The organism is Terrabacter sp. 01T434 (genome assembly GCF_056398545.1).
Window position 1 is genome coordinate 525,165 of sequence record NZ_JBFTPP010000005.1, and the last position, 24,204, is coordinate 549,368.

Genomic DNA, 24,204 nt, shown 5'->3' on the forward strand with positions numbered 1-24,204 from the left:
TCGGGTCGAGTGCCCACCTCCCAGCCGAATACGTGAACGTCACTTGAACGCTGGCGACATTTGCCACGGCGCCCCCTAGGGTGGTGCGACGTGAGCGACTGGGCACTCCCCTCCACCGTCGACAACCCGCAGGTCATCGTCGTCACCGGCGTCATGGCGGCGGGCAAGTCGACCGTCTCCCAGCTCCTTGCGGAGCGCTTCACGCGCGCCGTGCACCTGCGCGGCGACGAGTTCCGACGGGTCGTCGTGCGTGGTCGCGCCGACATGTCGCCGCAGGGCGACCCCGAGGCTGAGCGGCAGCTGGTGCTGCGCCACCGCATCACCGCCCGCACCGCCGACACGTATGCCGACGCCGGGTTCACCGTCGTCGTCCAGGATCTCTTCGTCGGCACGAGCCTCGCGCCCTTCCTCGAGCAGGTGACGACCCGACCGCTCAGCCTCGTCATGCTCGCACCCGACGTCAGCACCGTCATGCAGCGCGAGTCCGAGCGGGTCAAGGTCGGCTACGGGGACCTCTGGTCGATCCGAGACTTCGACCACAAGGTGCGCACCGAGACGCCCCACATCGGGCTCTGGCTCGACAGCTCGCAGCAGACGCCCGACGAGACCGTCGAGGAGATCGTCGCGCGGCTGGCGGAAGCGCGGATCGCCTAGATGTCCGCGCTGTCGATCGGTCAGGTGGCCGAGCGCACCGGCGCGGCGACCTCGGCGCTGCGCTACTGGGAGGACCTCGGCCTCATCCACTCGGTCCGCACGACCGGCAACCAGCGGCGCTACGAGCGGGCCACCATCCGGCGCGTCTCCTTCATCCGTGCCGCCCAGCGGGTCGGTCTCTCGCTCGACGAGATCGGCGCCGCCCTCGCCACGCTCCCCGAGGGACGCACGCCCACGGCCGGCGACTGGGCTCGACTCTCACGGGGCTGGCGCCGGCGGCTCGACGAGCAGATCCGGCGTATCGAGAAGCTGCGCGACCAGCTCGACGCGTGCATCGGCTGCGGCTGCCTCAGTCTGCGCACCTGTGCGCTCAACAACCCGTCCGACCGGTTGGCCGACCAGGGCCCCGGAGCCGTCCTCCTCGAGCCCTGAGACCACCGACCCGAGGGCGTATGCCGTCCGGCTCCGAAGGCCCCGCCGTCCACGTCGGACGGCGGGGCCCTCGTCGTGCGGGTCGCTCAGTCGGTCGGGTCGGCCGGTACGGCCGCGTCCGGGGTCGGGACGCCCGGACCGCCGGCCGGGCCGGGCGAGCCCGCACCGACCGTCGCCATCTCGGGGAGGCCGTCGGGCAGACCCGGGGCGCCCGTCGACTCGTCGAGGTCGGCCGCGGCACCCGCGAACTGGGCGGCGTAGAGCGTGGCGTAGGCGCCACCGGACGCGAGCAGCTCGGCGTGCGAGCCCTTCTCGACGATGCGGCCGTCCTCCATGACGAGGATGAGGTCGGCGTCGCGGATCGTCGACAGACGGTGCGCGATGACGAAGCTCGTCCGGTCGGACCGCAACGCCGCCATGGCGTGCTGCACGAGCACCTCGGTGCGCGTGTCGACCGAGCTCGTCGCCTCGTCGAGGATGAGCAGCGCCGGGTCGGAGAGGAACGCGCGAGCGATCGTGACGAGCTGCTTCTCGCCCGCCGAGATGTTGGACGCCTCGTCGTCGAGCACCGTGTCGTAGCCGCCGGGGAGCGAGTGCACGAAGCGGTCGACGTAGGTCGCCCTGGCAGCGGCGACGACCTCCTCGCCGGTGGCACCCGGGCGGCCGTACGCGATGTTGTCGCGGATCGTGCCCCCGAAGAGCCACGTGTCCTGAAGCACCATGCCGATGCGGGACCGGAGGTCGTGCCGGGTGAGCTCGCGGATGTCGACGCCGTCGAGAGTGATGCGGCCGCCGTCGAGCTCGTAGAAACGCATGATGAGGTTGACGAGGGTCGTCTTGCCGGCGCCGGTGGGTCCGACGATGGCAACGGTCTGGCCGGGGCGCACCGACAGGTCGAGGTCCTCGATGAGCGGCTTGTCGGACGAGTAGGAGAAGGACACGCCCTCGAACGTCACGGCACCGTGCGGGTCCTCGATGCGGTCCGGCTCGACGGGGTCGGACTCCTGCTCGTCGGCGTCGAGGACCTCGAAGACGCGCTCGGCCGAGGCGACGCCCGACTGCAGCACGTTGGCCATCGAGGCGACCTGCGTCAGCGGTTGCGTGAACTGCCGGGAGTACTGGATGAACGCCTGGACGTCACCGAGGCTCATGGCGCCGGACGTCACCCGGAGGCCGCCGACGACGGCGATGAGGACGTAGTTGAGGTTCCCGACGAACATCATGACCGGCATGATGATGCCGCTGATGAACTGGGCTCCGAACGACGCTTCGTACAGCTCGCCGTTCTTCTCCTTGAACGCCTGCTCGGTCTCCTTCTGGCGGCCGTAGACCTTGACGAGGCCGTGGCCGGTGAAGGTCTCCTCGACGATGCCGTTGAGCTCGCCGGTGTTGCGCCACTGCTGGATGAACAGCTTCTGCGACCGCTTCGCGATGAGACTCGTGACGACGATCGAGATCGGGATGCTCACGAGCGAGATGAGGGCGAGCGTCCACGAGATCCAGAACATCATCCCGAGCACGGCGACGACCGTGAGCAGGGAGTTGAGCAGCTGCGAGAGCGTCTGCTGCAGGGACTGGCCGACGTTGTCGATGTCATTGGTGACGCGGCTGAGGATCTCACCGCGCGGCTGGTTGTCGAAGTAGGGCAGCGGCAGCCGGTTGAGCTTCGCCTCGACCTCCTGGCGCAGGTCGTACATCGTGCGGGCGAGCACGCCCTGCAGGATCCAGCCCTGGACCCACATGAGCAGCGAGGCCACGGCGAAGAGCGCGATGACGAGGAGGAGCACATTGGCGAGGGCGTGGAAGTCGATGCCCCGGCCCGGGGTGAAGTCGACGTTGCCCAGCAGGTCGGCATACGTCGTCTGGCCCCGGGCGCGCAAGGTCGCGATGACCTGCTCCTTCGTCGTGCCCGGCGGCGCCTTGATGGCGCCCCCGATGACGCCGGAGAAGATGAGGTCGGTCGCCCGGCCGAGGATCTTCGGCCCGACGGAGCTGAACGTCACACTGACGACGGCCAGCCCGAGCACGACGATCACCTTGGCCCGGTGCGGACGGAGCCTGCCGAGCAGGCGCTTGGCCGACGGGCCGAAGTTCAGCGACTTCTCCCCCGGCTGGCCGATCTGCATGTGCGGCGGGCCGCCCCGTCGGGCCGGGCCGCGTCGAGCCTCTGCGGCCTTCTCCTCCGTGGTCTTGACTCCCTCGGCCATCAGGCCGCCTCCTCCGCGCTGCGCTGGGACTCGACGATCTCCCGGTAGGTCTCACAGGTGTCGACGAGCTGGTCGTGCGTGCCCTGGCCGACGATGCGGCCGTCCTCGAGCACGAGGATCTGGTCGGCGTCGACGATCGTCGACACGCGCTGGGCCACGATGACGACGGTGCTCTGTGCCGTGGCCGGGCGCAGGGCCCGACGCAACCGGGCATCGGTCGACAGATCGAGCGCCGAGAACGAGTCGTCGAAGAGGTAGATGTCGGGCCGCTTGACGATGGCACGGGCGATGGCCAGCCGTTGCCGCTGGCCACCCGAGACGTTGGTGCCGCCCTGGGCGATCGCCGCGTCGAGGCCGCCCATGGCCTGGACGAAGTCCTGCCCCTGGGCGATGCGCAGGGCGTCCCACAGCTCGTCGTCCGTGGCCTCAGGGTTGCCGTAGCGCAGGTTCGTCGCCACCGTGCCGCTGAAGAGGTACGGCTTCTGCGGGACGAGCCCGATCTTGCTCCACAGGTCGTCGAGCGCGAGGTCGCGCACGTCCACGCCACCGACGCGCACCTTGCCGCCCGAGGCGTCGAAGAGGCGCGGCACGAGACCGAGCAGGGTCGTCTTGCCCGAGCCGGTCGACCCGATGATGGCCGTCGTGCGACCCGGCTGCGCCCGGAAGGACACGTCGTGGAGCACGGCGGCCTCGGCGCCCGGGTAGTGGAAGTCGACGCCCGACACCTCGAGCCCCGCGGCGCCGACCGGCAACGGCAGCGGCTGCACCGACTCGACCACGGACGACTCGGTGCCGAGGACCTCCTCGATGCGGCCGGCCGAGACCGACGCGCGCGGGATCATCGTGGCCATGAAGGTCGCCATCATGACGGCCATGAGGATCTGCACGAGGTAGCTGAGGAACGCCGTCAGCTCGCCGATCTGCATGTCGCCGGACGCGATCCGGTGGGCGCCGAACCACATGACGGCCACCGTGGAGAGGTTGAAGATCAGCATGACGATCGGGAAGACGAGCGCCATGAGCCGCCCGACGTGGAGGCCGGCGTCGGTGAGCCGCTCGTTGGCCTCGGCGAAGCGCGACTCCTCGTGGTCCTCACGCACGAAGGCGCGGACGACGCGGATGCCGGTGATCTGCTCGCGCATGACGCGGTTGACGCCGTCGAGCGAGGTCTGCATGCGGCCGAACCACGGCACCATCCGCGAGATGACGAGGCCGACGACGAGACCGAGGAGCGGCACGGCCACGGCGACGAGCCACGAGAGCCCGACGTCCTCGCGGAGCGCCATGATGATGCCGCCGACCATCATGATCGGGGTCGTCACGAGCAGCGCGAAGCCCATGAAGACGACCATCTGGACCTGGGTCACGTCGTTGGTGTTGCGGGAGATGAGGGTCGGCGCCCCGAAGCGGGTGACCTCCTGCGCGGAGAACTCGACGACCTTGCCGAAGACCCGGCCGCGCACGTCGCGACCCATCGCCATGGCGACCCGGGCGGCGAGGAAGGTGCCGGCCACGGCAGCCGTGATCTGCACGACGCTGACGCCGAGCATGAGGGCGCCGTGGCTGAGGATGAAGCTGGTGTCGCCCTTGGCGACGCCTTCGTCGATGATCTCGCCGTTGAGGCTGGGCAGGTAGAGCGAGGCCATGGTGCTGACGAGCTGGGCCAGCACGATGAGCGTGATCTGCCCCGAGTACGGGCGCAGGTGACTGCGGAGCAGTCGGATCAGCATGGGGGTGCCTTTCGGTGCGTGGTGTCGCTCAGGAACGGTAGGGACTCACGTGGGGTGAGGGTCAACTGGTTTGTCACGGCCGCGACCCCTCGCCGTGCTGATCGTGCTCACTGTCCTCGGCGCAGCCACCGCGGCGCACGAGCCCGAACAGCACGGTGTCGACGATCTCCTCGGGGGTCAGCACCCGACCGTCCGCGATGCCGGGATGGCTGCCGGAGAAGGTGAGCAGCCGGATGCGGTGGACGACGTCGGCGCCGGGGACGACGAGCTGGTCCTCGTCGTGGACGAGCAGCTCGTGGACCGCCTCGAGCAGCGGCTGGTGCGCGGCCTCGTGCTCCTCGTCGTCGGCGTGCCCGCGCAGGTGGCGGCCCGCCTCGAAGCAGCTCTGGTGCGGGCCGCGGTTGGGCGGCTCGGTCAGGCCGAGCGCGCCCATCAGCCCGAAGACCTCGGTGAAGCGCGTCTGCATGATGCGGGTGAAGTCGACGAGCCGGTCGCGCAGCGAGCCCTCGGGGTCGATGGCGGCGATGCGTCGCCGGACGGGGGCCGGACAGAAGGCGGTCTGGACGACCTCCTTCTCGAGCACCTCCTTGGTCGGGAAGACCCGGAAGATCGTGCCCTCCGCGACACCGGCCTCCTGGGCGATCTCGCTCGTCGTCGGCTTGCGGCCCTCCCGGTGGGCGAGCCGCACGAACACCTCGATGAGGGCGTCACGCCGGTCGTCGGGGTCCATCGGGGCCGCCCTGCGCTGGGCCGGTCGCGCGGCCCCCTCAACTCGTGTCGACACCAGACCATCATGAATGAGTGAGCACTCACTCACAACTGGTTTGACGGGAAACCCCCATCGAAAGGGCGATCCGTCCGCTTCCCGGGTGCCCCCCGGTGTCACTGAGCGGTGTCACTGACCGGACGGATTGCTCTCTCGATTGGAGAGGTCGGCTCAGACGAGCAGGCCGTCGGCGACGAGGTCGCGCAGCTGCGGGACGAGCTCGGAGCGCACATCGGCGGCGTCGAGGCCGAGCACCGTGGCGATGGCATCGAGCGCCGCCCGAGCCGTCAGCTCCCCGTCGGCCACGCCGAGGTATGCCGCCAGCAGCGTCCCGGCACGCACGACGCGTCCCAGGCCGCCGCCCTGACGGACGAGGATGACGGTCGGGTCCTCGGCGCCGGGCGTGCCGTGTCGCTCTTCCGTGACGTCAGGCGCACAGGACCACGCGACGTCGAGGAGGTCGTCGTCGGAGTGCTCGGAGAGCCAGGTGCGGGCGCGCAGGCCGGCGTCGACCGTCGGGCCCATGGGGGCCGCGACCGGACCGTGGGCCTCGTCGAGGGAGCGCCAGGTCGGACGGTCGGTGGCCGGCCGCTGCAGGGTGACGACCCCGAACCCGACCCTCTCGACGTCGCGCGCGGCGAAGTCGCGCAACCACGCGGCATACAGCTGCGAGTGAGCCTCGCTGCCGGGCTGGGCACCGCCGTCGCGCGCCCACAGCTCGGCGTACTCGGCCGGGTCCTGCGAGTCGCGTTGGACGACCCACGCGTCGAGGGCGACACCCTCGCGGGCCTGCTCGTCGAGCCACTCGGTCCACACGTCGCGCCACGAGCGACCGGCCGGGACCTCCCAGTTGCCGAGGAACTGCGCCACGCCACCGGGCTCGAGCACCGTGCCGACCTGGCGGACGAGCGACCGGACGAGGGCGTCACCGGCACGGCCGCCGTCGCGGTACTCGTAGAGCGGGAGGCTCTCGTCGCGCGGCGTGATGACGAACGGCGGGTTGCTGACGACGAGCGAGAACTCCTGTGCTGCGACGGGGTCGAGCAGGTCACCCGCGACGAGCTCGACCTCGGGGACGGCGCCCGCACCTGCCGACGCGGCGAGCGCGAGGTTGAAGGCGGCATACGCCAGCGCTCGTTCGGAGATGTCGGTGGCCACGATCGAGCGAGCGTGCCCGAGGAGGTGCAGGGTCTGCACGCCGCACCCCGTGCCGAGGTCGAGCGCCCGCCCCACCGGTCGACGCACGGTCCACGACGCGAGCGTCGTCGAGGCACCCCCGATGCCGAGCACGTGGTCGACCCGCAAGGGGCCCCCCACGACGAGCTCGGAGAGGTCGGAGGCCACCCACCAGTCGTGGGAGTCGTCGCCGTAGGGGCGCAGGTCGCACGTGGCGAGGACGGCACGGTCGGCGGCGGCCTCGCGCCCGGTGCCGAAACCCGCTCGCCCGCCCTCGCGACGAACGAGGCGCAGGCGCACCGCCCCGTCGACGCCGAGCGACGGCAGGGCAGCAGCCAGGGCCGACTCGCGGACCGGACGACCGAGGGTGAACAGGCGCACGAGGACGCCGCACGCGTCCACCGAAGACGTCGCCTCCGACGGCTCAGACAACTCTGAGGCGTCGGTCGCGAGGAGCGCGGGCAGCGGCTGCTCCCGGTGCAGCGCCGCGGAGGCCACGGGACCGAGCCGCTCGGCGACGCCGTCGACCGTGAAACGGGCCGCCGCGAGGTCCGCGCGGAGCAGCGCGACCAGGGCCTCGTCGGCGACGGGTGTGTCGTTCAGGACCCCTCGCCCGTCGCGCGCACCCCACCGTCGGTCGCAGCCAGCGCCGCGTCGAGCGTGGGGTGGATCTCGAAGACCTTGTCGAGGCCGGTGATGGCAAAGACCTTGAGCACGCGGTCGTCCGTCCCGACGAGCCGCATCGAGCCGCCGCGCGTGCGCGTGAGCTTGAGCCGCCCGACGAGGACACCGAGGCCGGTCGAGTCGAGGAACGTCACATCCGTCAGGTCGACGACGAGCCGCGTGCGGCCGCCCTGGATCTGCTCGTCGAGCTTCTCGCGCACGAGCGGCGCGGTGTAGACGTCGATCTCACCGCCGAGGTGCACCACGGTCTGGTCGCCATGGTCGGCTCGGGTGATCGAGAGATCCACCTGTGTCCCCTCCTGTGCCCGCACGTGCAGAACTTCTGTTGCGCCACGATCGGGTGTGAATGTCTGCGCAGCAACCTGCCCCGCACGACGGTTACCGTACCCCCACGGCATACGGTTACTCCACATGAACGGGGAGCCAGCGCTCACGGGACCCGTGCCGGAGGACCTCCTGCGCACGCTCGTCGGCGACCACCCCGAACGGCTCGTGCACGTCCACGAGGTGCCCGCCCGGCGCGCCGTCCACGGCGAGTGGCCGGAGTGGGTCGACCCGACGCTCCTCGGGGCCCTGCTCGCATCGGGCATCGAGGCGCCGTGGTCGCACCAGGTCGAGGTGGCGCAGGCCGCCCACTCGGGTCGCCATGTCGTCGTCAGCACCGGCACGGCCTCGGGCAAGAGCCTCGGCTACCACCTGCCGATCCTCAGCGACCTCGTCGCAGGGGCGAGCGCCCCCAACGGTCGCGGCGCGACCGCCCTCTACCTCTCCCCCACCAAGGCGCTCGCCGCCGACCAGCTGAGCCGCATCGACCGGCTCGCACTACCTGCCGTGCGGCCCGCGACCTATGACGGCGACACCCCGACCGACGAGCGCCGGTGGATCCGCGACCACGCCAACCTCGTGCTCACCAACCCGGACCTGCTCCACCACTCGCTGCTGCCGGGGCACGAGCGCTGGAGCTCGTTCCTCCGTGCGCTGCGCTACGTCGTCGTCGACGAGTGCCACGTCTACAAGGGCGTCTTCGGAGCGCACATGGCGGCGGTGCTGCGGCGGCTCCGGCGGGTCGCCGCGCGCTACCGCTCGGAGCCCACCTTTATCTTCGCGTCCGCCACGGTGGCCGACCCCGAGGAGCACGCCTCCCGCCTGCTCGGTATGCCGGTGACCCCGGTGACGCGTGACGGGTCACCCCGGGCGTCGATGACGTTCGCGCTGTGGGAGCCGCCGCTCCTCGTCGACGAGGCCGGGCAGCCGCAGCGCGTCAGCACCATCACCGAGACGGGCGAGCTGCTCGCCGGGTGCGTGCGCGAACACGTGCAGACCGTCGCCTTCGCGCGGTCGCGCGCCGGGGTGGAGGTCGTGGCGCGCATCGCGAAGGAGCGGGTCTCCGTCGCCGACGAGGGGCGCGTGGCCGCCTACCGCGGCGGCTTCCTGCCCGAGGAGCGTCGCGAGCTTGAGCGCTCGCTGCGTTCCAAGGAGCTGCTGGGGCTCGCGGCGACGAACGCACTCGAGCTGGGGGTGGACGTGAGCGGCCTCGACGCCGTCCTGCTCGCCGGCTGGCCGGGGACCCTGTCGTCGCTCTGGCAGCAGGCGGGGCGGGCCGGCCGGTCCGGCGCCCGCTCGCTCGCCGTGCTCGTCGCCGCCGACGACCCGCTCGACACCTTCGTCGTGCACCACCCCGAGGCGATCTTCGGTCGGGGCATCGAGGCGACCGTCGTCGACCCCGACAACCCGCACGTGCTGGCGCCGCACCTCGCGGCGGCGGCCGCCGAGCTGCCGGTCACCGAGGCGGACATCGACGTCTTCGGCCCGCAGACGCGGGTGCTGCTCGACGCGCTCGTCGCCCGCGGCATCCTCAAGAAGCGGCCGCGTGGCTGGTTCTGGGGGCGTGAGGACCGCCCGGCCGACCACCTCTCCCTGCGCGGCGCGGGCGAGCCCGTCCGCATCATCGAGACCCGGACCGGGCGCGTCGTCGGCACCGTCGACGACGCCGCCGCGCACTCGCAGGTGCACACGGGGGCGGTGCACCTGCACCAGGGCCAGACGTGGGTCATCACCGAGCTCGACCTCGACGACCACGCGGCCTTCGCGGTGCGCGGAGACCCGGGATGGACGACGCAGGCGCAGTCGGTGAGCGACTTCCAGATCGTCCACGAGGTCGAGCACGAGGACTGGGGTCCGCTGCGCTGCTCCTTCGGACACGTGACGGTGCGCCATCAGGTGACCTCGTTCCTGCGCCGCCTCCCCGGCGGCGAGGTGCTCGGCGAGCACCCGCTCGACCTGCCGCCCCGCACGCTCGCGACGAAGGCCGTGTGGTGGACGATGCCCGTCGAGGACCTCGCCGGCGCCGGGGTGGCCGAGGACGGCATACCCGGGGCGGCCCACGCCGCCGAGCACGCGGCGATCGGGATGCTCCCGCTCTTCGCCACCGCCGACCGGTGGGACATCGGCGGCGTGTCCACGGCCCTGCACCCGGACACCGGACTGCCGACGATCCTCATCTACGACGGGCACCCCGGTGGGGCCGGCTTCGCTGAGCGCGGCTATCGCCGAGTCCGCCCGTGGCTCAAGGCGACCCGCGAAGCGATCGCCTCGTGCGAGTGCACCTCCGGATGCCCCTCGTGCATCCAGTCGCCGAAGTGCGGCAACGGCAACGAGCCGCTCGACAAGGTCGGGGCCGTGGCGCTGCTCGATCTGAGCCTGCGATGCGCCGGGACCGTGCACTGACGCGTGCCGTGGCCGCCGCCGGGTGACCCCGGTCCCGACCAGAGTCTGAGACGGATCCCTGACCGGTTGACACCCGTCGTCCCAATTTCTCAAACTCCCATATGTGAAGTAGGAAACACTCCTATCCTCCCAGTAGGAAAGCAGCCGCTCTCCAGGGCCTGTCGCTCGATGCGCGCCCGTCCGTCCTCACGTGTCAGGAGCCCGTCGATGCGACGCTCACCAATTCTTCTCGCCACCCTCGCCGTGACCGGGACGCTCAGCCTGGCGGCGTGCGCCGGCGGGGCCAGCGACGTCGTGGCCCAGCCCGGGTCCACCGCTGCCCGTGCCGCGACGAGCACCATCAACCTCTACGCCTACTCCGTCCCGAAGGTCGCCTTCGACGTCCTCATCCCGGCCTTCCAGAAGACCGCCGCCGGGGCAGGCGTCCAGTTCCAGCAGAGCTACGGCGCTTCGGGCGACCAGAGCCGCAAGGTCGCCGCCGGCGCCGAGGCCGACTTCGTCAACTTCTCGGTCGAGCCCGACGTGACCCGTCTCGTGGACGCAGGACTCGTCGACTCGAGCTGGAACGCCAATGAGCACAAGGGAATCCCCTTCGGTTCCGTCGTGACCATCGTCGTCCGCAAGGGCAACCCCAAGGGCATCAAGGACTGGGACGACCTGCTCAAGCCCGGCGTCGAGGTCGTCACGCCCAACCCGTTCTCGTCGGGCTCGGCCAAGTGGAACCTGCTCGCGCCCTACGCCGCCAAGAGCGACGGCGGCACGAACAAGGCCGCCGGGCTGGCCTACATCAAGTCCCTCGTGAGCCAGCACGTGAAGATCCAGCCGAAGTCGGGGCGAGAGGCGACCGAGGCGTTCCTGCAGGGCAGCGGCGACGTGCTCCTCGGCTACGAGAACGAGGCGCTCTTCATCGAGAAGAACGGCGACCCCGTCCAGCACGTCACGCCCCCGTCGACCTTCAAGATCGAGAACCCGACGGCCGTGCTCAAGGGCAGCAAGAACTTCGCCAAGGCGACGGCATTCAACGACTTCCTCTACACGACCGAGGGACAGAAGCTGCTCGCCGAGGCGGGGTTCCGCCCGGTCGACCCGACGGTCGCAGCGGCCTACACCGCGAAGTTCCCCGCGCCGACGAAGCTGTGGACCATCGCCGACCTCGGTGGCTGGAAGACCGTCGACGGCACGCTCTTCAAGAAGGACGTGGGTGACATCGCGGTCATCTACGACAAGGCCTCGCGGTGACGTCCGGCCTGGTGTCGCGACGGACTCCGAGACCGACGTCGACTTCAAGACCGACTCTGACTTCAAGACCGACGTCCAGATGGAGACGGCGATGACCGCACACACCGACGAGCGCCGGGGCGGCTCCGACCCGACGGCCCTGCTGCCGCCTCGGTCGGACGGTTCGCATCAGTCCGAATCCGGTGGGCCGACGCGCTCTCAACAGCCACCGGACTCCACGCCGAGTGCCGGGCCAGACGTCCCAGCGGCGTCCCACCCACGGAGGCGCCTCCGCCTGGCCCGGCCACTTGGCGTCGGGATGGTGACGCTGTGGCTCAGCGTCATCGTCCTGCTCCCCCTCGCCGCGCTGACGGTGGCGGCATTCGACGAGGGCCTTTCGGGTTTCTGGGAGGCGATCACGTCGCCGGCCGCGCTGGCGGCCCTGGCGGTCACGGTCGTCGTCTCTGCGGTCGTCGCCCTCGTCAACGCCGTTCTCGGCACGCTCGTGGCGTGGGTGCTCGTGCGCGACGACTTCCGCGGCAAGCGGATCGTCAACGCGCTCATCGACCTGCCGTTCGCCCTCCCGACGATCGTCGCCAGCATCGTGCTGCTCTCGCTCTACGGGCCGCACAGCCCGATCGGCGTGCAGCTCAACGCGACCCGCTGGGGGCTGGTCGTGGCGCTGCTCTTCGTGACGCTGCCCTTCGTCGTCCGATCGGTGCAGCCGGTGCTCATCGAGACCGACCGCGAGGTGGAGGAAGCGGCTGCCTCGCTCGGGGCGACCGGATGGACCACCTTCCGCCGGATCGTGCTGCCATCGTTGGCCCCGGCGATCATCAGTGGCACCGGCCTCGCGTTCGCGCGTGCCATCGGGGAGTACGGATCGGTCGTGCTCATCGGCGGCAACATCCCCCACGAGACGCAGGTGGCCTCGCAGTACATCCAGCAGCAGATCGAGATCGACCGCCCGCAGGCGGCAGCCGCGGTGTCGGTGGCTCTGCTGGCCATCGCCTTCGTGACCCTGCTCGTGCTGCGGGTCCTGTCGAGCCGGACCCAGCGACGTGAGGAGAGTGACTCATGAAGGTCTCCCGCGGCACCCGCCTGTCGCTGCGTGTGGTCGCCCTCGGCTACCTCTTCGCGCTGGTCGGCGTCCCGATCGCAGTCATCCTGTGGCGCACCTTCTCGCCCGGCCTGTCGGAGTTCCTCGCGTCGATCTCCACCCCGGCCGCCCAGTCGGCCCTCAACCTGTCGCTGCTCATCGTCGCCATCACGGTCCCGGTCAACGTCGTCTTCGGTGTGGCCACGGCCCTGGCGCTGGTGCGCGGCGGCCGGTTCCGGGGCCGCGGACTCCTCCAGGCCGTCGTCGACCTCCCGTTCGCGGTGTCGCCCATCGTCGTCGGGGTCTCGCTCATCATGCTGTGGGGCGCGGGCGGCTGGTTCGGCGCCCTCGACCGCGCCGGCTTCAAGGTGATCTTCGGCCTGCCGGGCATGATCCTCGCGACGATCTTCGTGACACTGCCGTTCGTGGTGCGTGAGGTCGAGCCGGTGCTCCACGAGATCGGACTCGACCAGGAGCAGGCCGCCTCGACGCTCGGGGCCAACCCGTGGCAGACCTTCTGGCGGATCACGCTGCCGGCCATCCGGTGGGGGCTGACCTACGGCGTCGTGCTCACGGTCGCCCGGGCGCTCGGCGAGTTCGGCGCGGTCATCATGGTCTCCTCCGGTTTCGCGGGGGTCTCCCAGACGCTGACGCTCCTCGTTCACTCGCGCTACATCGACGACCACAACACCTACGGCGCGTATGCCGCCGCCACCCTCCTCATGGGCATTGCGCTCGTCGTGCTGCTGCTCATGACCGTGCTCGACCGCAAGAGGAGCGACCGATGATCACCGTGACCAACGCCCGGAAGAACTACGGCAGCTTCGCCGCCCTCGACGACATCAGCCTCGAGATCCCCAAGGGCTCGCTGACCGCGCTGCTCGGCCCGAGCGGTTCCGGGAAGTCGACCCTGCTGCGCTCCATCGCCGGCCTCGAGGGGCTCGACTCGGGCTCGGTGACGATCCAGGGACGCGACGTGACGAGCGAGCCGCCCCAGCGACGTGGGATCGGCTTCGTGTTCCAGCACTACGCCGCGTTCAAGCACATGACGGTGCGCGACAACGTGGCCTTCGGCCTCGCGATCCGCAAGCGGCCCAAGGCCGAGATCGACAAGAAGGTCGGCGACCTGCTCGAGATCGTCGGCCTCGAGGGCTTCCGCAACCGGTACCCCGCCCAGCTCTCGGGCGGTCAGCGCCAGCGCATGGCCCTGGCCCGCGCGCTGGCCGTGGACCCGCAGGTGCTGCTGCTCGACGAGCCGTTCGGCGCCCTCGACGCGAAGGTCCGCACCGACCTCCGCCAGTGGCTCCGCCGCCTCCACGACGAGGTCCACGTGACGACCGTGCTCGTGACGCACGACCAGGAGGAGGCGCTCGACGTCGCCGACCGCATCGCGGTGCTCAACAAGGGGCGCATCGAGCAGGCCGGCGACCCGGTGACGCTCTACGAGCGCCCCGCCAACGACTTCGTCATGGGCTTCCTCGGGTCGGTGGCGCGGCTGGGAGACCAGCTGGTGCGCCCCCATGACATCGTCCTCGAGCGCGACCGCGCGACGGCCCTGGCGCTCGACGCCGTCGTTCCCGACTCGGCCGGTGTCGTGGCAGCCGTCGTCGAACGGGTCGTACCGCTGGGCTTCGAGGTGCGCGTCGACCTACGGACCGACGACGGTGGGCGCTTCGCGGCGCAGATCACGCGCCGAGAAGCCGCCCAGCTGCAGCTCCGCGAGGGCGAGAGGGTCCATGCACGCTCCGTCGGCCGGTCGAGCGTCGTCGACGCGGCACTCGCGGTCTGATCCTCACTCGTCCAGTTCGGACACGTCTTGGTGAGACGGAGCGCGTGTCCACTCATGGCACGGCCTGCCGTATGCCGTGAGGTTCCTCTCGCTACCGCCCAACGAGAGCGGGTGGCTAGGGACACGGGTGATTCGGGGGTGGACCTGAGGCGGCGAGGGGACGACACCTCGCGGTCTCAGTTCCACCGCGCGGAGGTGCCACCACATCGAGACCGGGGCGGGGGCGACCGTGGTCGGCGCCTTGAACGAGCCGCCCCACTGCAGGAGCGGGAGACCGGGGCCGTCGCGCAGTCGTTCAGCCTGGTGCGGCAGACTGCACGCGTGGACATCTCGGCACGAGTCGATTACGCGGTCCGGGCGATGCTCATCCTCGCGGAGGCGGACGCGGAGGGCTCGGGCCCGATCAGCATCGACATCCTCTCGACCCGGCAGGAGCTTCCGCGCAAGTTCCTCGAGGCGATCTTCGCCGACCTGCGCCGCGGCAGCCTCGTGCTGAGCCGTCGGGGGGCGCTCGGTGGCTACGTCCTGGGTCGCCCGGCCACGGAGATCAGCGTGGGAGACATCTTCCGCGCCGTCGACGGCCCGCTCGCCGAGGTGCGCGGCCTGCGTCCCCACGAGACGGAGTACGGAGGCGTCGCCACCCACCTGCCGAGCCTCTGGGTGGCAGTCCGCGTGAGCCTGCGCGAGGTGCTCGACGAGACCTCGATCGAGGACCTGCGCACGGGAGACCTGCCTGATCGGGTGCGCCAGCTGCTCACCGCGCCCGACGCCTGGCAGAACCGCTAGGCACCGCGCTGGGCCCGTGGCGGCGGAAAGGCCCGACACCGAAAGAGCCGGTCCGTGCGAAGCCCTCGTCACGTCCGACCCGCGTCATGGGTGAGCGTCATGGGTGAGCGTCATGGGTGAGCGTCATGGGTGAGCGCCCGGGTGAGCGTCACCGTTCGGGACCAGCTCGAGCGTGAGCGACCGCGGGGTCGGGCCACAGAGCGGCGGCCACCACGACTCGCAGGTCGACGACGGAGTCGACCGACGAACAGCTCTGTGTCGCAGCCCCGTTGGCGCGGACCACCTGTTGCGCGGCGGCGCAGGCGCCCGCCGCTGAGGCTCCGTCCTGGATGGCCGATGCCCCCGCCAAGGACCCGAGATCGGCCGCGAGGCGAGCCCGCTGGCTGGCCACGACGACCGACGCGAGGACGAGACCACTGACGGTGAGTGCCAGGACCACGCCCACGAGCGCCAGGACCAGGACGCTTGCCGCCCCGCGATCCGGGAGCGCGCTCGCTCGCCTGGTCACGATGCGGACTCGACCGGCGTCACGGCTGACGCGCTCAGCTCCCATCCGGGCAGGGCGCCCCATCCGCCGGTGCGCGCCGACACGGTGACGCGCACTCCCCCGCCGGCACCCTCGACCTGCACGTGCGCACCTGTCGGCGCGGAGTCGAGCGCGAGCGCCCGCACTCGCGCCGGGTCGTCGCCGCGGGCCGCGGCTCGACTCGCGACACGCGCGGCGTCGACGCACCGGATCTGGTCGACCGCCGCCTTGACCGCCACGAGGCAGAGGGCCAGCACGAGCACGACGGACGGGATGGCAACGGCGAGCTCGGCCGTCACCATCCCGCGCTCTGTCCCGCGCTCTGTCCCGCGCTCTGTCCCGCGCTCTGTCCCGCGCTCTGTCCCGCGCTCTGTCCCGCGCTCTCGACCCCGTGAGAACCGAGCGCGTCGCGGCCTCACCCCGCGATCCCCAGGGCGCTCTGGACGATCCCGGCCAGGGCGCTGCGCACCGCGTCGGACTTGACGACGCCGAGGAGCACGAGGGCGAACGTGCAGGCGGCCATGATGCCGACGGCATACTCCGCGGTCGTCATCCCCGAGTCTCGGCGCAGCTGCCGCGTCCTGGGGCGAGTGAGCTGCCGGGTGAGTGTGTGAGTCAATCTGTGGGTCAGTGCGTGAGTCATGCTTCTGCTTCTCCTTCTTCTGGCCCGGGCGGGAGTGCCCGGGACGTCGTGGTCCTCACCGGTTCGTGGGACGAGGCCACCTGCACGCGGTTGTCGTGCATGTGCAAGCACGTCGATCACCGGCGGGTGGTCCGCGGCGGTCTTCACCCGCTCAGGAGGTCGCCCGCCAGGGCGATGACCAGGGGCGCGACCGTCGTGAGACAGAACGCCGGCAGGAGCACGAGACCGAGCGGAGCGACGAGCCGCACCCCGACCTTGGCCGCGGAGACCTCGAGCCGCTCGAGCTCGGCGCTGCGCAGGTCGTCGGAGGCGGCGAGCAACATCGCGCCCGGCGGCACGCCGGCCTGGTGCGCGATGGCGACGGCCCGCGCGGCCGGCGCCCACGCGGGGCCGACCGACGCCCAGGCCTCGGCGTCGGTCGCTCCCCACCGGAGAGCGGTTGCGACCTGGCGCAGGTCCGTCGACGCCCCGCCTCTCGAGCCTGCCGCGACCGCCTCGAGGACGTCCCACGTGGGCAGGCCCGAACGGTAGGCCAGCGCCAGCAGGGCCAGTGCTGAGGAGACCTGGGCGTCGCCGTCGTCGGCCGAGTCGTGCCTGGGCCTGCGTCCGCGGCTCCGTCGCGATGTGGGCCGCGCGTGCCCAGCAGCCGACGCCGCAGGGTCGGGTAGGGCATCCAGGTCCTGGGGGCCGTTTCCGTCGGAGGTGCCAGCCCCGTCGTCACCCTCGCGAGCGCCGTGGAGCACGAGCACCGCAGCCGCTGCCGAGCCGGCGGCCACGAAGGCCTGCCACGGTCCAGCACTCAGGTGCTCGACAAGGGGAAGGGTCATGGTCGCACCGCCCGCCGGACCATCCGGGTGCACCACACCCGCCCCGCCCACGAGAGGACGAGACCAAGCGCCGCGCAGGCCGTGGCGATCGGTGACCCGAGGTAGAGCGTGGTCGGGTCGATGCCGCAGGCCAGCCCGAAGAGCGGCCCGGTCAGCGGGAGCAGGGTGAGCACCGTGACCGTCGCGCGCGGCCCAGCCACCGCAACAGCCACCTTGCCGCGTCGCGCTCTGGCGTCGAGGAGACCACGGACGGCCCGGTCGACGGCCGACGCCAGCGGGGCGCCGGTGGTCTCGGAGAGACGCCAGGCCGCAGCCACGAAGGCGAGCTCCGCGGACGCGCTGCGCTCGGCCCAGGCCGCCCAGACGGGAGACGTGGGCTCGGCACGGTCACTGGCATCGAGCAGGACACCGACGAGCCGGTCGATGTCGGCTCGCGGCGGGGCGAGGTCCGCGTCCACTGCCGACACAGCGGATGCCGGGTCGGCTGCGGGGCGCCAGGGTGTCCAGCCGCGTGGGCGACGAAAGTGGCGTGGCGGGCGGGCAGTCCGTCGACTCCGCTGCCGGGTCGCCTCCCGGGCGTGGCGCACCCGGTCGACGCCGAGGGTGGAGGTGGCGGCCAGCTCGATGGCTCGAGTGGGGGTCAGCCCGGCACTCAGTGCCGGGCCGATGCCACGCAACAGGTCGAGCACGTCGTCAACGAGCTCCCCGGGACGGCACCGCAGGCGCCATTGGCGGTACAGGTCGACCGGGTCCCGCTGCCAGATGCTCGGGAGCACCTCGCCAGACCCGTCACCGGCACCGAGCGCCGACGTCGGGCGCGGTGCGGAGGCGCCCCCGGCCCGAAGCCCGGCAAGAGGCGACCGCCCTGCTGCTCGCCCCGGCCAGAGCAGCACCGCGACTCCCAGCAGCAGCGCCGCCGACACACCTGCCGTGCCGACCGTCATGACGCCGCCGTGAGCGTCGGCCCGTCGTCCACGAGGCGTCCGCCCTCCGTGGCCGTTCCCGTGAGCTCGGTGCCCAACCCGAGGCGGGCCGCCAGGGCGGGCCATCCGGCGGCGCACCGGGGCGCATGCCTCGGTCCGTCCCACTCGAGCGCCGGCACGATGCACGGGTCGCCGTCGCGACGAAAGAGCACCGCCACCGAGGCGATCCGGCGCAGCCCGTGATCACGCGTCACGTGGACGACGACGTCGATGGCCGCGGACAGCTGGGCCCGGACCGCCTCGGGCGTCAGCCCGGCCAGCGCGCCCAGCGCCTCGAATCGGGCCACGACGTCCGCCGGGGCGTTCGCATGCACGGTGCCGCACCCACCCTCGTGCCCGGTATTGAGTGCGGCCAGGAGCTCTCGCACCTCCGCACCGCGGACCTCTCCCACGACGATCCGATCGGGACGCATCCGCAGCGCCTGCCGCACCAGCGTCGTCAGGGTGACCTCGCCCGTGCCCTCGACGTTGGCCGGTCTGGCCTCGAGCCGCACGAGGTGCGGGTGGTCCACCGTCAGCTCACGGACGTCCTCGACGACGAGGAGCCGTTCCACCGGGTCGATGCACCCGAGCAGGGCGGCGAGGAGGGTGGTCTTGCCCGCGCCCGTGCCACCGGAGACGACGAAGGCGAGCCGTTGCTCGACCAGTGCACGCAGCACGGGCTCCCACTCGGGCGGAAGCATGTCCCGCTCCCGCAGCTCGGACAACGAGACGGGTTCTCTCGGTGGCACGCGGATGGTGATGTGTGGGCCGCCCTCGACGAGCGGAGGCAGCATCGCGTGCAGCCGGGCGCCGGACGGAAGCTGCCCGTCCACCCACGGACTCGCCTCGTCGAGGCGTCGGCCGGCGATGCCGGCGAGTCGGACAGCGAGTCCACGGGCGTCGGCGGCGTCGAGCCGCTCCCCCACCGGCTCCATGCCGCGGCCGCGGTCGACCCAGATGCGGCCGTCGCCGTTGACCGCGACGTCGGTCACTCCCGGCTCGGCGAGCCACGGGTCGAGGGGCCCGGCGCCCAGCACCCGAGATGCCAGTGCTGACCTGCTCTCGGCCACGCGATGGGCCCCGAGGGCGCCGCGCTCCTGCTCGGCCACAGCGTTGACCGCGGCGCCATCGGGTCCGACGCCGGCGCGAACCCGCTGCCAGACAGCGGGGGTGAGGGTGCCGCCCGGCCGCGGCTCGACACTCATGCCGCGACATTCATGCGGCGAGGGCCTGGTCGGTGAGGCGCAGCAGCAGTTCGTCAGCCGCGCGCACGACCTCTCCTCGTCCGCGGGCGCCGGGTGGCAGCCCCTCGCATGCCTCCGCGACAGTGCGCCGATCGTCTCGGACGGTGGCGACGAGCGGCACGTCGAGCTCGTCCATGACGAGGTCCTCGAGGTCGGCCTCGACGCGCTGGCCGCGCAGCACCACCCAGGGCTCGATGGGCAGGAGTGGCTCGTCGTCCCACGACCTGTCGGCATCTCGGAGATGGTGGAGCAGTCCCCGGACGCCCGCCACGACAGCGGAGGCGGCCGCGAGCTGGGGCACCTGCGTGCCGACGACCACCACGACGGCATCGACGAGCAGCCCGACGGCGTCGAGCACGGCGGGGTCGCGGGGCAGGTCGAGGACCGTCAGGGCGTGCGCGTCGGCGAGTCCGGCCACGACATCGGGCAGGGTGTCCAGCCAGCCGGCGGCCATACCGCCGGCCTCCCCGGGCCCGTCGCCACCCCCGGCCGCACCCACCCCGGGCGAGGCCCAGCTCGCGCCGCTGCGCCCCGACAGCACCGGCACCCCGCAGGAGACCGGCAGCTCGTCGGCGAGCCCCAGACCGTCGACGACGCCAGCGACCTCGGTGAGCTCGCGCCAACGCCACCCGCGCTCCTGCTCCAGCCCGAACAGGACGTCCAGACACCCGGCCACGTGATCGAGGTCGACTGCGACGACCGTCCGCCCTGTTGCGGCGGCGCGGACCGCGACGGCGGCTGCGAGCGTGGAGGAGCCGACCCCACCTGAGGCCGGCATGAAGGCGATGACGTTTCCCATGCGCCAACCGTCGTCCAGACGCCCGACCGCGCCCACCGGCATACGCCCACCGGTGGACAGACGGGCTCGGCCCCGAGGAGGTGTGGACAACTCGCCGGCCGCGAAACCGCCTCGAACAGCCCCGGACATAATGGTGGCCCTCGTCCGGGGGGAGACGAAGGCCACCTCACGAGACTGGCGCCGGGGGGGAGGAGCCAGACCGCGTCGGCGCTCGACCCGTGAGGGGAGCACCACCATCAATGGTGGCCGTTGGACCTCCCGATTGCAAACCGAGATGTCACGACACGCGGTGATTTCTCACCCGATGTCACGACACGAGAAATTCGCGCTGTTTGGGCGCCAGAACCGGAGATTTTCGCACAAGAAGGAGGCCCTCCGACCATCGGTCGCAGGGCCTCCAGAGAAGTTCCGGGCTACCAGGCGTGCATTCTCATAGTGTCGCCCCGGTTGTGCGCCCGGGGGTGGACGGTTCCAAGTGAACTGCTCTCGCGTGGGTACTCGGCATCTTCTCGAGACTGCTGACTTGCGTGGATCCGGTCTACGCCTCCCGGCGATGTGGTTCCTGAGTCCGTTCTACTCCAGACCGTCGGCGTGGCGACACCCCCCACCGCCCCCGAGGGCCGAGAAAGTGTCCACCCCGCTGGACATCTCGCACGAATCGCCCCGAACGAGCTGCCAGCAAGGCTCAGCTCAACCGTCCCGCACGCACCGCGTCGCTGATCCGCGTCCCCTCCGCAGCCCCGCGGACCATCGCCTCGCCTGCCTGCGAGAGCCACAGTCCGACGCCGGCGGCCCCTCCGTGGGCGTATGCCGTGAGCGCGCCGAGGTAGGCCGGCCCGCCGTTGCTGACGTGGCCGGCTTCCGGGACCGCGACGCCGGTCGGATCGAGCCCGAGGGCCTGGACGAGGGCCCGCTCCATGGCGCGGGCGACGAGGCCGTTGCCGTGGACGAAGGGGCGCACCGCGGTGATCTCGGCGTGGACGAGGGCTGCGACGACGGCGGCCGGGACCCGGTTGCTGCCCGCCGCAGCGACGATGACGTCCGACAGGGAGGCCAGCCGGGCGGCGACGACCGTGGGCGGCGGGGCCGGACCGAGGTCGACGAGCTCGGAGCAACCCTCGTCGCCGATGCGCGGGCGACCCAGCGCGTCGCCGCTGACGACGGGCGAGGCGGCCGCGACGTGGAGGCGGGCCAGCGCCTGGAGCGGAGCGGTGCGCACGAGTGAGACGACGCGCTCGCTCTCGGCAGTCGCCGCGATGGCGCCCTTGAGCGTGAGCAGTCCTGGATCGAGGTCCGCCGGCCAGTCGCGGGCGCCGCTCATCAGCTCGCGCACGACGTCGACGGGGAACTCCGCACCGTCGAGGGCCGCGCTCGCCTGGGCGCCGCGGACGCGTGACTCGGCCGAGGCCTCCGGGATGCGCCGGCGCAGCGCCTCGTGGAAGCGCAGCTTCGTGCATGCTTCCCGCGCGGCGTCGGCACGCTCGCGCACGTCGGGCAGGTCGGTCAGGGCGGCCAGCTGGTCGAGCAGGGCCGCCTGCTGGGCCGCCTGCTGGGTCGCCTGATGGGTCGGCTGTTGGGACGTCGTACGGGTCGGGTCGGGCACGCCCTTCAGCCTAGGCTCGCCCGCGCGGCATCCCGCCCTGCCCATGGTGAGATCGTGGCCACGTGGGAGGGGTCACGTCGGAGAGGTTCTGAGCGTGCCGGGACACCGGGACCGGTGGTCAGCGCCCGCTGGCCACCGGCCGCGAAGGCGATCCCCCGAAAGACGCGCATCCTCCCGTCGCGGATTCCCGGTGCGATCTCGCGCGTCTCGCGTCTACCGACTGGGAACGGCCGCCGGCGCGTGCGTCACCGACGGAGAGGGCTTCGCTCCCACCGCTGTCTTTCCGGTGGTCGCGGTGGCCCCAGGGGTGCGCCCGTACGGCACTCCTTGATTGGCACTGGTGGGGTAGGCGAGGGCGAGTACGACGGCGATGCCTGTCGTGACCAACCACGCGGTGTTTCGGACCATGGGTGTCGCCTCCAGGACGTCGTCGTTCAGAACGCGAAGCGTTCGAGATGGATGTGTGTGGCCGGAACGCCCGCGCGACGGGCAGCGTCGGCAGCGGACCGCGCCCAGGCGTCGGGACCGCAGACGTAGATGTCGTGCTCACGGATGTCCGGCACCAGCCGCTGGAGGGCAATGTGGTCGTCCTCCACGGCGGGCCCCGCCTGCCACGACGAGCGTCCGTTCGGTCGGTGCCCCGGCAGGTAGACGACGCGAACGCCCCTCAGCTGAGCCAGCTCGTCGAGCTCAGGTCGGAAGACGAAGTCCTTCTCGCTGGATCCTCGATAGAGCAGGACGGCCTCACCCGGTGCGTAGTCCAGGTCTTCCATCAGCGCACGCACCGGAGTGCTCCCGATGCCGGATGCCATGGCAAGGACCTTGCGTCCGTGCCGGGACTCGCCGGTGAACCGGCCGTAGGGGCCTTCGAAGAGCACTTTGGTGCCCGGCTGGAGGGCCCGCAGGCGGCGGCTGTTGACCCCGACCTCTTTGGCGGTGATGCGAAGCGTGTCTCCTCCCGGAGCGGCCGAGAGTGCGTAGGGATTGCCTCGCGTCCACCCCCGGCCGTCGCGGAAGCGCCAGATGAAGAACTGGCCGGCTTGCGGCCGGAGCCTGGCCAGGCCGACACCGCGCAGATGGACGGAGACGTTGCCGGGGACGTCCTCGACCACGCGCTCGACGACCACCTGGTGCCGCACGGAGTGCAACAGGGGCATGGCCAGACGGAAGACGAGAAGGGCACAGACAGCAGCTGCGTAGAGAGCGACCAGCATCATCTGGGCCCAGTGCGGCCTGAACTCGCTCCCCGTCCAGATCATGTGCGGCACCACGAGTGCGATGCCGAGCAACGTGTAGAGGTGAAGCAGATGCCAGGTGTGGTACCGCAGACGTCTACGGGCGGCTCGGCCCGAGGTGACTCCCACCATGATCAGCAGCACGGTGCCGAGGGTCGCCAGCATCATTCCTCGCCAGTCCGCGATCATCCACCACAGCGATCCGAGGACGGTGCGCTCATCGCGGACCATGTAGCCGAGCGTGAGGAGCAGGATGTGCGCCAGCATCAGGTTCAGCGAGGTGAAGCCGGTCAAGCGGTGGATGCGCACGAGTCCGTCCCGACCGAACGCGCGCTCGACCCACGGGACACGCGCCATCAGGACGACCTGCACGATCATCAGATAGGCCGATATGAGCCCGGCGAGCTTGCCGGGGTAGGTCAGGGGTCCTTCGGTCTTGGTCGTCATGAGCCTCAGGGAGCCGTCGTGGGCCCACAGGTAGACGAAGAACACCAGGCCGGCGCAGAAGACCACGCTGCACACTCGGCGAACCACGGTCGCGCTGACCACTGGCCCGCTCGGGTGCGAGCGCGGGGGCGGCGCTTCTGGAACGAGGCGGGGTTCGGGCGGTGAGAGGGTGGGCAGGGAATCAGGCATGCGGAGTCTCCTCGGAAGTTCAGCGATGGGGGGCGATGACGCGACCGTCGTCGTCTCTTGGACGGAAAGGGCGCGTCATCCAGAGCTGACGCTGCAGGCGTGTCGCCCGGCGCGTCAACGGTTGAGCTCGCGCGGGTGCGACCGGAGCGCATCGATCGAGAAGCAGGAGGAGGACCGCCGACGCCAAGTCGGATGCGTGGCAGCTGAGAACTTCGAGCCTCTGCCGGATCCGACCGCGGAAGGACATATCGTCATTGATAGTTCCACCTCACTGTGATGCGACCCGGAACACTCCGTGGCCGTGCAGACACCGTCCTGCGCGCTCGATGACTGCGTCGACGTTCTGTTCATAGAGTTTTCGCCCCGCTCCTCGTTGTCACACCGAGCCACATCCAACGCGGGCGGAACCCTTCGGCGGAGATGGAGGCCAACATCATCCGTAGGCTCAATTCCGCTGC

General features: G+C 71.3%; 22 protein-coding genes. 8 read left to right on the plus strand and 14 right to left on the minus strand.

Annotated elements, in window-relative coordinates; all coding sequences use genetic code 11:
- Positions 1-90: 90 nt before the first annotated feature.
- Both AC1DIW_RS13685 and soxR read left to right on the plus strand, forming a co-directional pair.
- Positions 91-654, plus strand: coding sequence for an AAA family ATPase (locus AC1DIW_RS13685; protein ID WP_478108798.1), 564 nt, complete (start codon positions 91-93; stop codon positions 652-654).
- Positions 655-1,086 carry a redox-sensitive transcriptional activator SoxR gene (gene soxR / locus AC1DIW_RS13690; protein ID WP_442279155.1) on the plus strand — a complete coding sequence of 144 codons (432 nt, stop codon included), beginning with the start codon at positions 655-657 and terminating at the stop codon, positions 1,084-1,086.
- A gap of 86 nt (positions 1,087-1,172) precedes the next feature.
- On the opposite strand, the gene AC1DIW_RS13695 is transcribed toward soxR, so the two are convergent.
- The 5 genes from AC1DIW_RS13695 to AC1DIW_RS13715 form a co-directional block, all read right to left on the minus strand.
- Positions 1,173-3,293 (minus strand): ABC transporter ATP-binding protein, encoded by a 2,121-nt coding sequence (locus tag AC1DIW_RS13695; protein ID WP_478108799.1) that lies wholly within the window; start codon positions 3,291-3,293, stop codon positions 1,173-1,175.
- Positions 3,293-5,023: an ABC transporter ATP-binding protein gene (locus AC1DIW_RS13700; RefSeq protein WP_442279148.1), complete on the minus strand. Its 1,731-nt coding sequence runs from the start codon at positions 5,021-5,023 to the stop codon at positions 3,293-3,295. Before AC1DIW_RS13700 ends, AC1DIW_RS13695 begins: the two co-directional genes overlap by 1 nt.
- Positions 5,024-5,096: 73 nt before the next feature.
- On the minus strand, positions 5,097-5,807 hold the full coding sequence (locus AC1DIW_RS13705; protein WP_442279147.1) for a TetR/AcrR family transcriptional regulator: 711 nt from the start codon (positions 5,805-5,807) through the stop codon (positions 5,097-5,099).
- Positions 5,808-5,960: 153 nt separating this feature from the next.
- Positions 5,961-7,568, minus strand: a complete 1,608-nt coding sequence (locus AC1DIW_RS13710; protein WP_478108869.1) for a DUF7059 domain-containing protein — start codon at positions 7,566-7,568, stop codon at positions 5,961-5,963.
- The gene (locus tag AC1DIW_RS13715) at positions 7,565-7,936 is read right to left on the minus strand and encodes an anti-sigma factor antagonist (RefSeq protein ID WP_478108801.1); all 372 of its coding nucleotides are present in this window, start codon (positions 7,934-7,936) and stop codon (positions 7,565-7,567) included. Before AC1DIW_RS13715 ends, AC1DIW_RS13710 begins: the two co-directional genes overlap by 4 nt.
- 124 nt (positions 7,937-8,060) lie before the next feature.
- Between AC1DIW_RS13715 and AC1DIW_RS13720 the strand changes: the two genes are divergently transcribed.
- The 6 genes from AC1DIW_RS13720 to AC1DIW_RS13745 all read left to right on the plus strand — a co-directional run bounded on the left by AC1DIW_RS13720 (position 8,061) and on the right by AC1DIW_RS13745 (position 15,268).
- Positions 8,061-10,376, plus strand: coding sequence for a DEAD/DEAH box helicase (locus AC1DIW_RS13720; protein WP_478108803.1), 2,316 nt, complete (start codon positions 8,061-8,063; stop codon positions 10,374-10,376).
- 207 nt (positions 10,377-10,583) lie between these two features.
- The gene (locus AC1DIW_RS13725; protein WP_442279144.1) at positions 10,584-11,615 is read left to right on the plus strand and encodes a sulfate ABC transporter substrate-binding protein; all 1,032 of its coding nucleotides are present in this window, start codon (positions 10,584-10,586) and stop codon (positions 11,613-11,615) included.
- A gap of 298 nt (positions 11,616-11,913) precedes the next feature.
- On the plus strand, positions 11,914-12,675 hold the full coding sequence (cysT, locus tag AC1DIW_RS13730; RefSeq protein ID WP_478108804.1) for a sulfate ABC transporter permease subunit CysT: 762 nt from the start codon (positions 11,914-11,916) through the stop codon (positions 12,673-12,675).
- Positions 12,672-13,481 (plus strand): sulfate ABC transporter permease subunit CysW, encoded by an 810-nt coding sequence (gene cysW, locus AC1DIW_RS13735; protein ID WP_478108806.1) that lies wholly within the window; start codon positions 12,672-12,674, stop codon positions 13,479-13,481. Before cysT ends, cysW begins: the two co-directional genes overlap by 4 nt.
- Positions 13,478-14,482 carry a sulfate/molybdate ABC transporter ATP-binding protein gene (locus AC1DIW_RS13740; RefSeq protein WP_478108808.1) on the plus strand — a complete coding sequence of 335 codons (1,005 nt, stop codon included), beginning with the start codon at positions 13,478-13,480 and terminating at the stop codon, positions 14,480-14,482. Before cysW ends, AC1DIW_RS13740 begins: the two co-directional genes overlap by 4 nt.
- Before the next feature lie 321 nt (positions 14,483-14,803).
- On the plus strand, positions 14,804-15,268 hold the full coding sequence (locus tag AC1DIW_RS13745) for an RrF2 family transcriptional regulator (RefSeq protein WP_442279140.1): 465 nt from the start codon (positions 14,804-14,806) through the stop codon (positions 15,266-15,268).
- A gap of 148 nt (positions 15,269-15,416) precedes the next feature.
- Here the strand turns inward: AC1DIW_RS13745 and AC1DIW_RS13750 are convergent, their stop codons facing one another.
- The 9 genes from AC1DIW_RS13750 to AC1DIW_RS13790 form a co-directional block, all read right to left on the minus strand.
- Positions 15,417-15,776, minus strand: coding sequence for an Rv3654c family TadE-like protein (locus AC1DIW_RS13750; RefSeq protein ID WP_478108809.1), 360 nt, complete (start codon positions 15,774-15,776; stop codon positions 15,417-15,419).
- Positions 15,773-16,096, minus strand: coding sequence for a TadE family type IV pilus minor pilin (locus AC1DIW_RS13755; protein ID WP_442279138.1), 324 nt, complete (start codon positions 16,094-16,096; stop codon positions 15,773-15,775). The genes AC1DIW_RS13750 and AC1DIW_RS13755 overlap by 4 nt, the downstream gene beginning before the upstream one ends.
- Before the next feature lie 113 nt (positions 16,097-16,209).
- Positions 16,210-16,437 carry a DUF4244 domain-containing protein gene (locus AC1DIW_RS13760; RefSeq protein WP_478108811.1) on the minus strand — a complete coding sequence of 76 codons (228 nt, stop codon included), beginning with the start codon at positions 16,435-16,437 and terminating at the stop codon, positions 16,210-16,212.
- A 143-nt stretch (positions 16,438-16,580) separates the two neighbouring features.
- Positions 16,581-17,264 (minus strand): type II secretion system F family protein, encoded by a 684-nt coding sequence (locus AC1DIW_RS13765; RefSeq protein ID WP_478108812.1) that lies wholly within the window; start codon positions 17,262-17,264, stop codon positions 16,581-16,583.
- Positions 17,261-18,208, minus strand: a complete 948-nt coding sequence (locus AC1DIW_RS13770) for a type II secretion system F family protein (protein ID WP_478108814.1) — start codon at positions 18,206-18,208, stop codon at positions 17,261-17,263. The genes AC1DIW_RS13765 and AC1DIW_RS13770 overlap by 4 nt, the downstream gene beginning before the upstream one ends.
- Positions 18,205-19,434: a TadA family conjugal transfer-associated ATPase gene (locus AC1DIW_RS13775; RefSeq protein WP_478108816.1), complete on the minus strand. Its 1,230-nt coding sequence runs from the start codon at positions 19,432-19,434 to the stop codon at positions 18,205-18,207. The genes AC1DIW_RS13770 and AC1DIW_RS13775 overlap by 4 nt, the downstream gene beginning before the upstream one ends.
- Positions 19,435-19,444: 10 nt before the next feature.
- The gene (locus AC1DIW_RS13780; RefSeq protein WP_478108818.1) at positions 19,445-20,272 is read right to left on the minus strand and encodes a CpaE-like family protein; all 828 of its coding nucleotides are present in this window, start codon (positions 20,270-20,272) and stop codon (positions 19,445-19,447) included.
- A 685-nt stretch (positions 20,273-20,957) separates the two neighbouring features.
- Positions 20,958-21,800, minus strand: coding sequence for a Fic family protein (locus tag AC1DIW_RS13785; RefSeq protein WP_478108871.1), 843 nt, complete (start codon positions 21,798-21,800; stop codon positions 20,958-20,960).
- Positions 21,801-22,309: 509 nt separating this feature from the next.
- On the minus strand, positions 22,310-23,632 hold the full coding sequence (locus tag AC1DIW_RS13790) for a ferredoxin reductase family protein (RefSeq protein WP_478108819.1): 1,323 nt from the start codon (positions 23,630-23,632) through the stop codon (positions 22,310-22,312).
- Positions 23,633-24,204 lie beyond the last annotated feature (572 nt).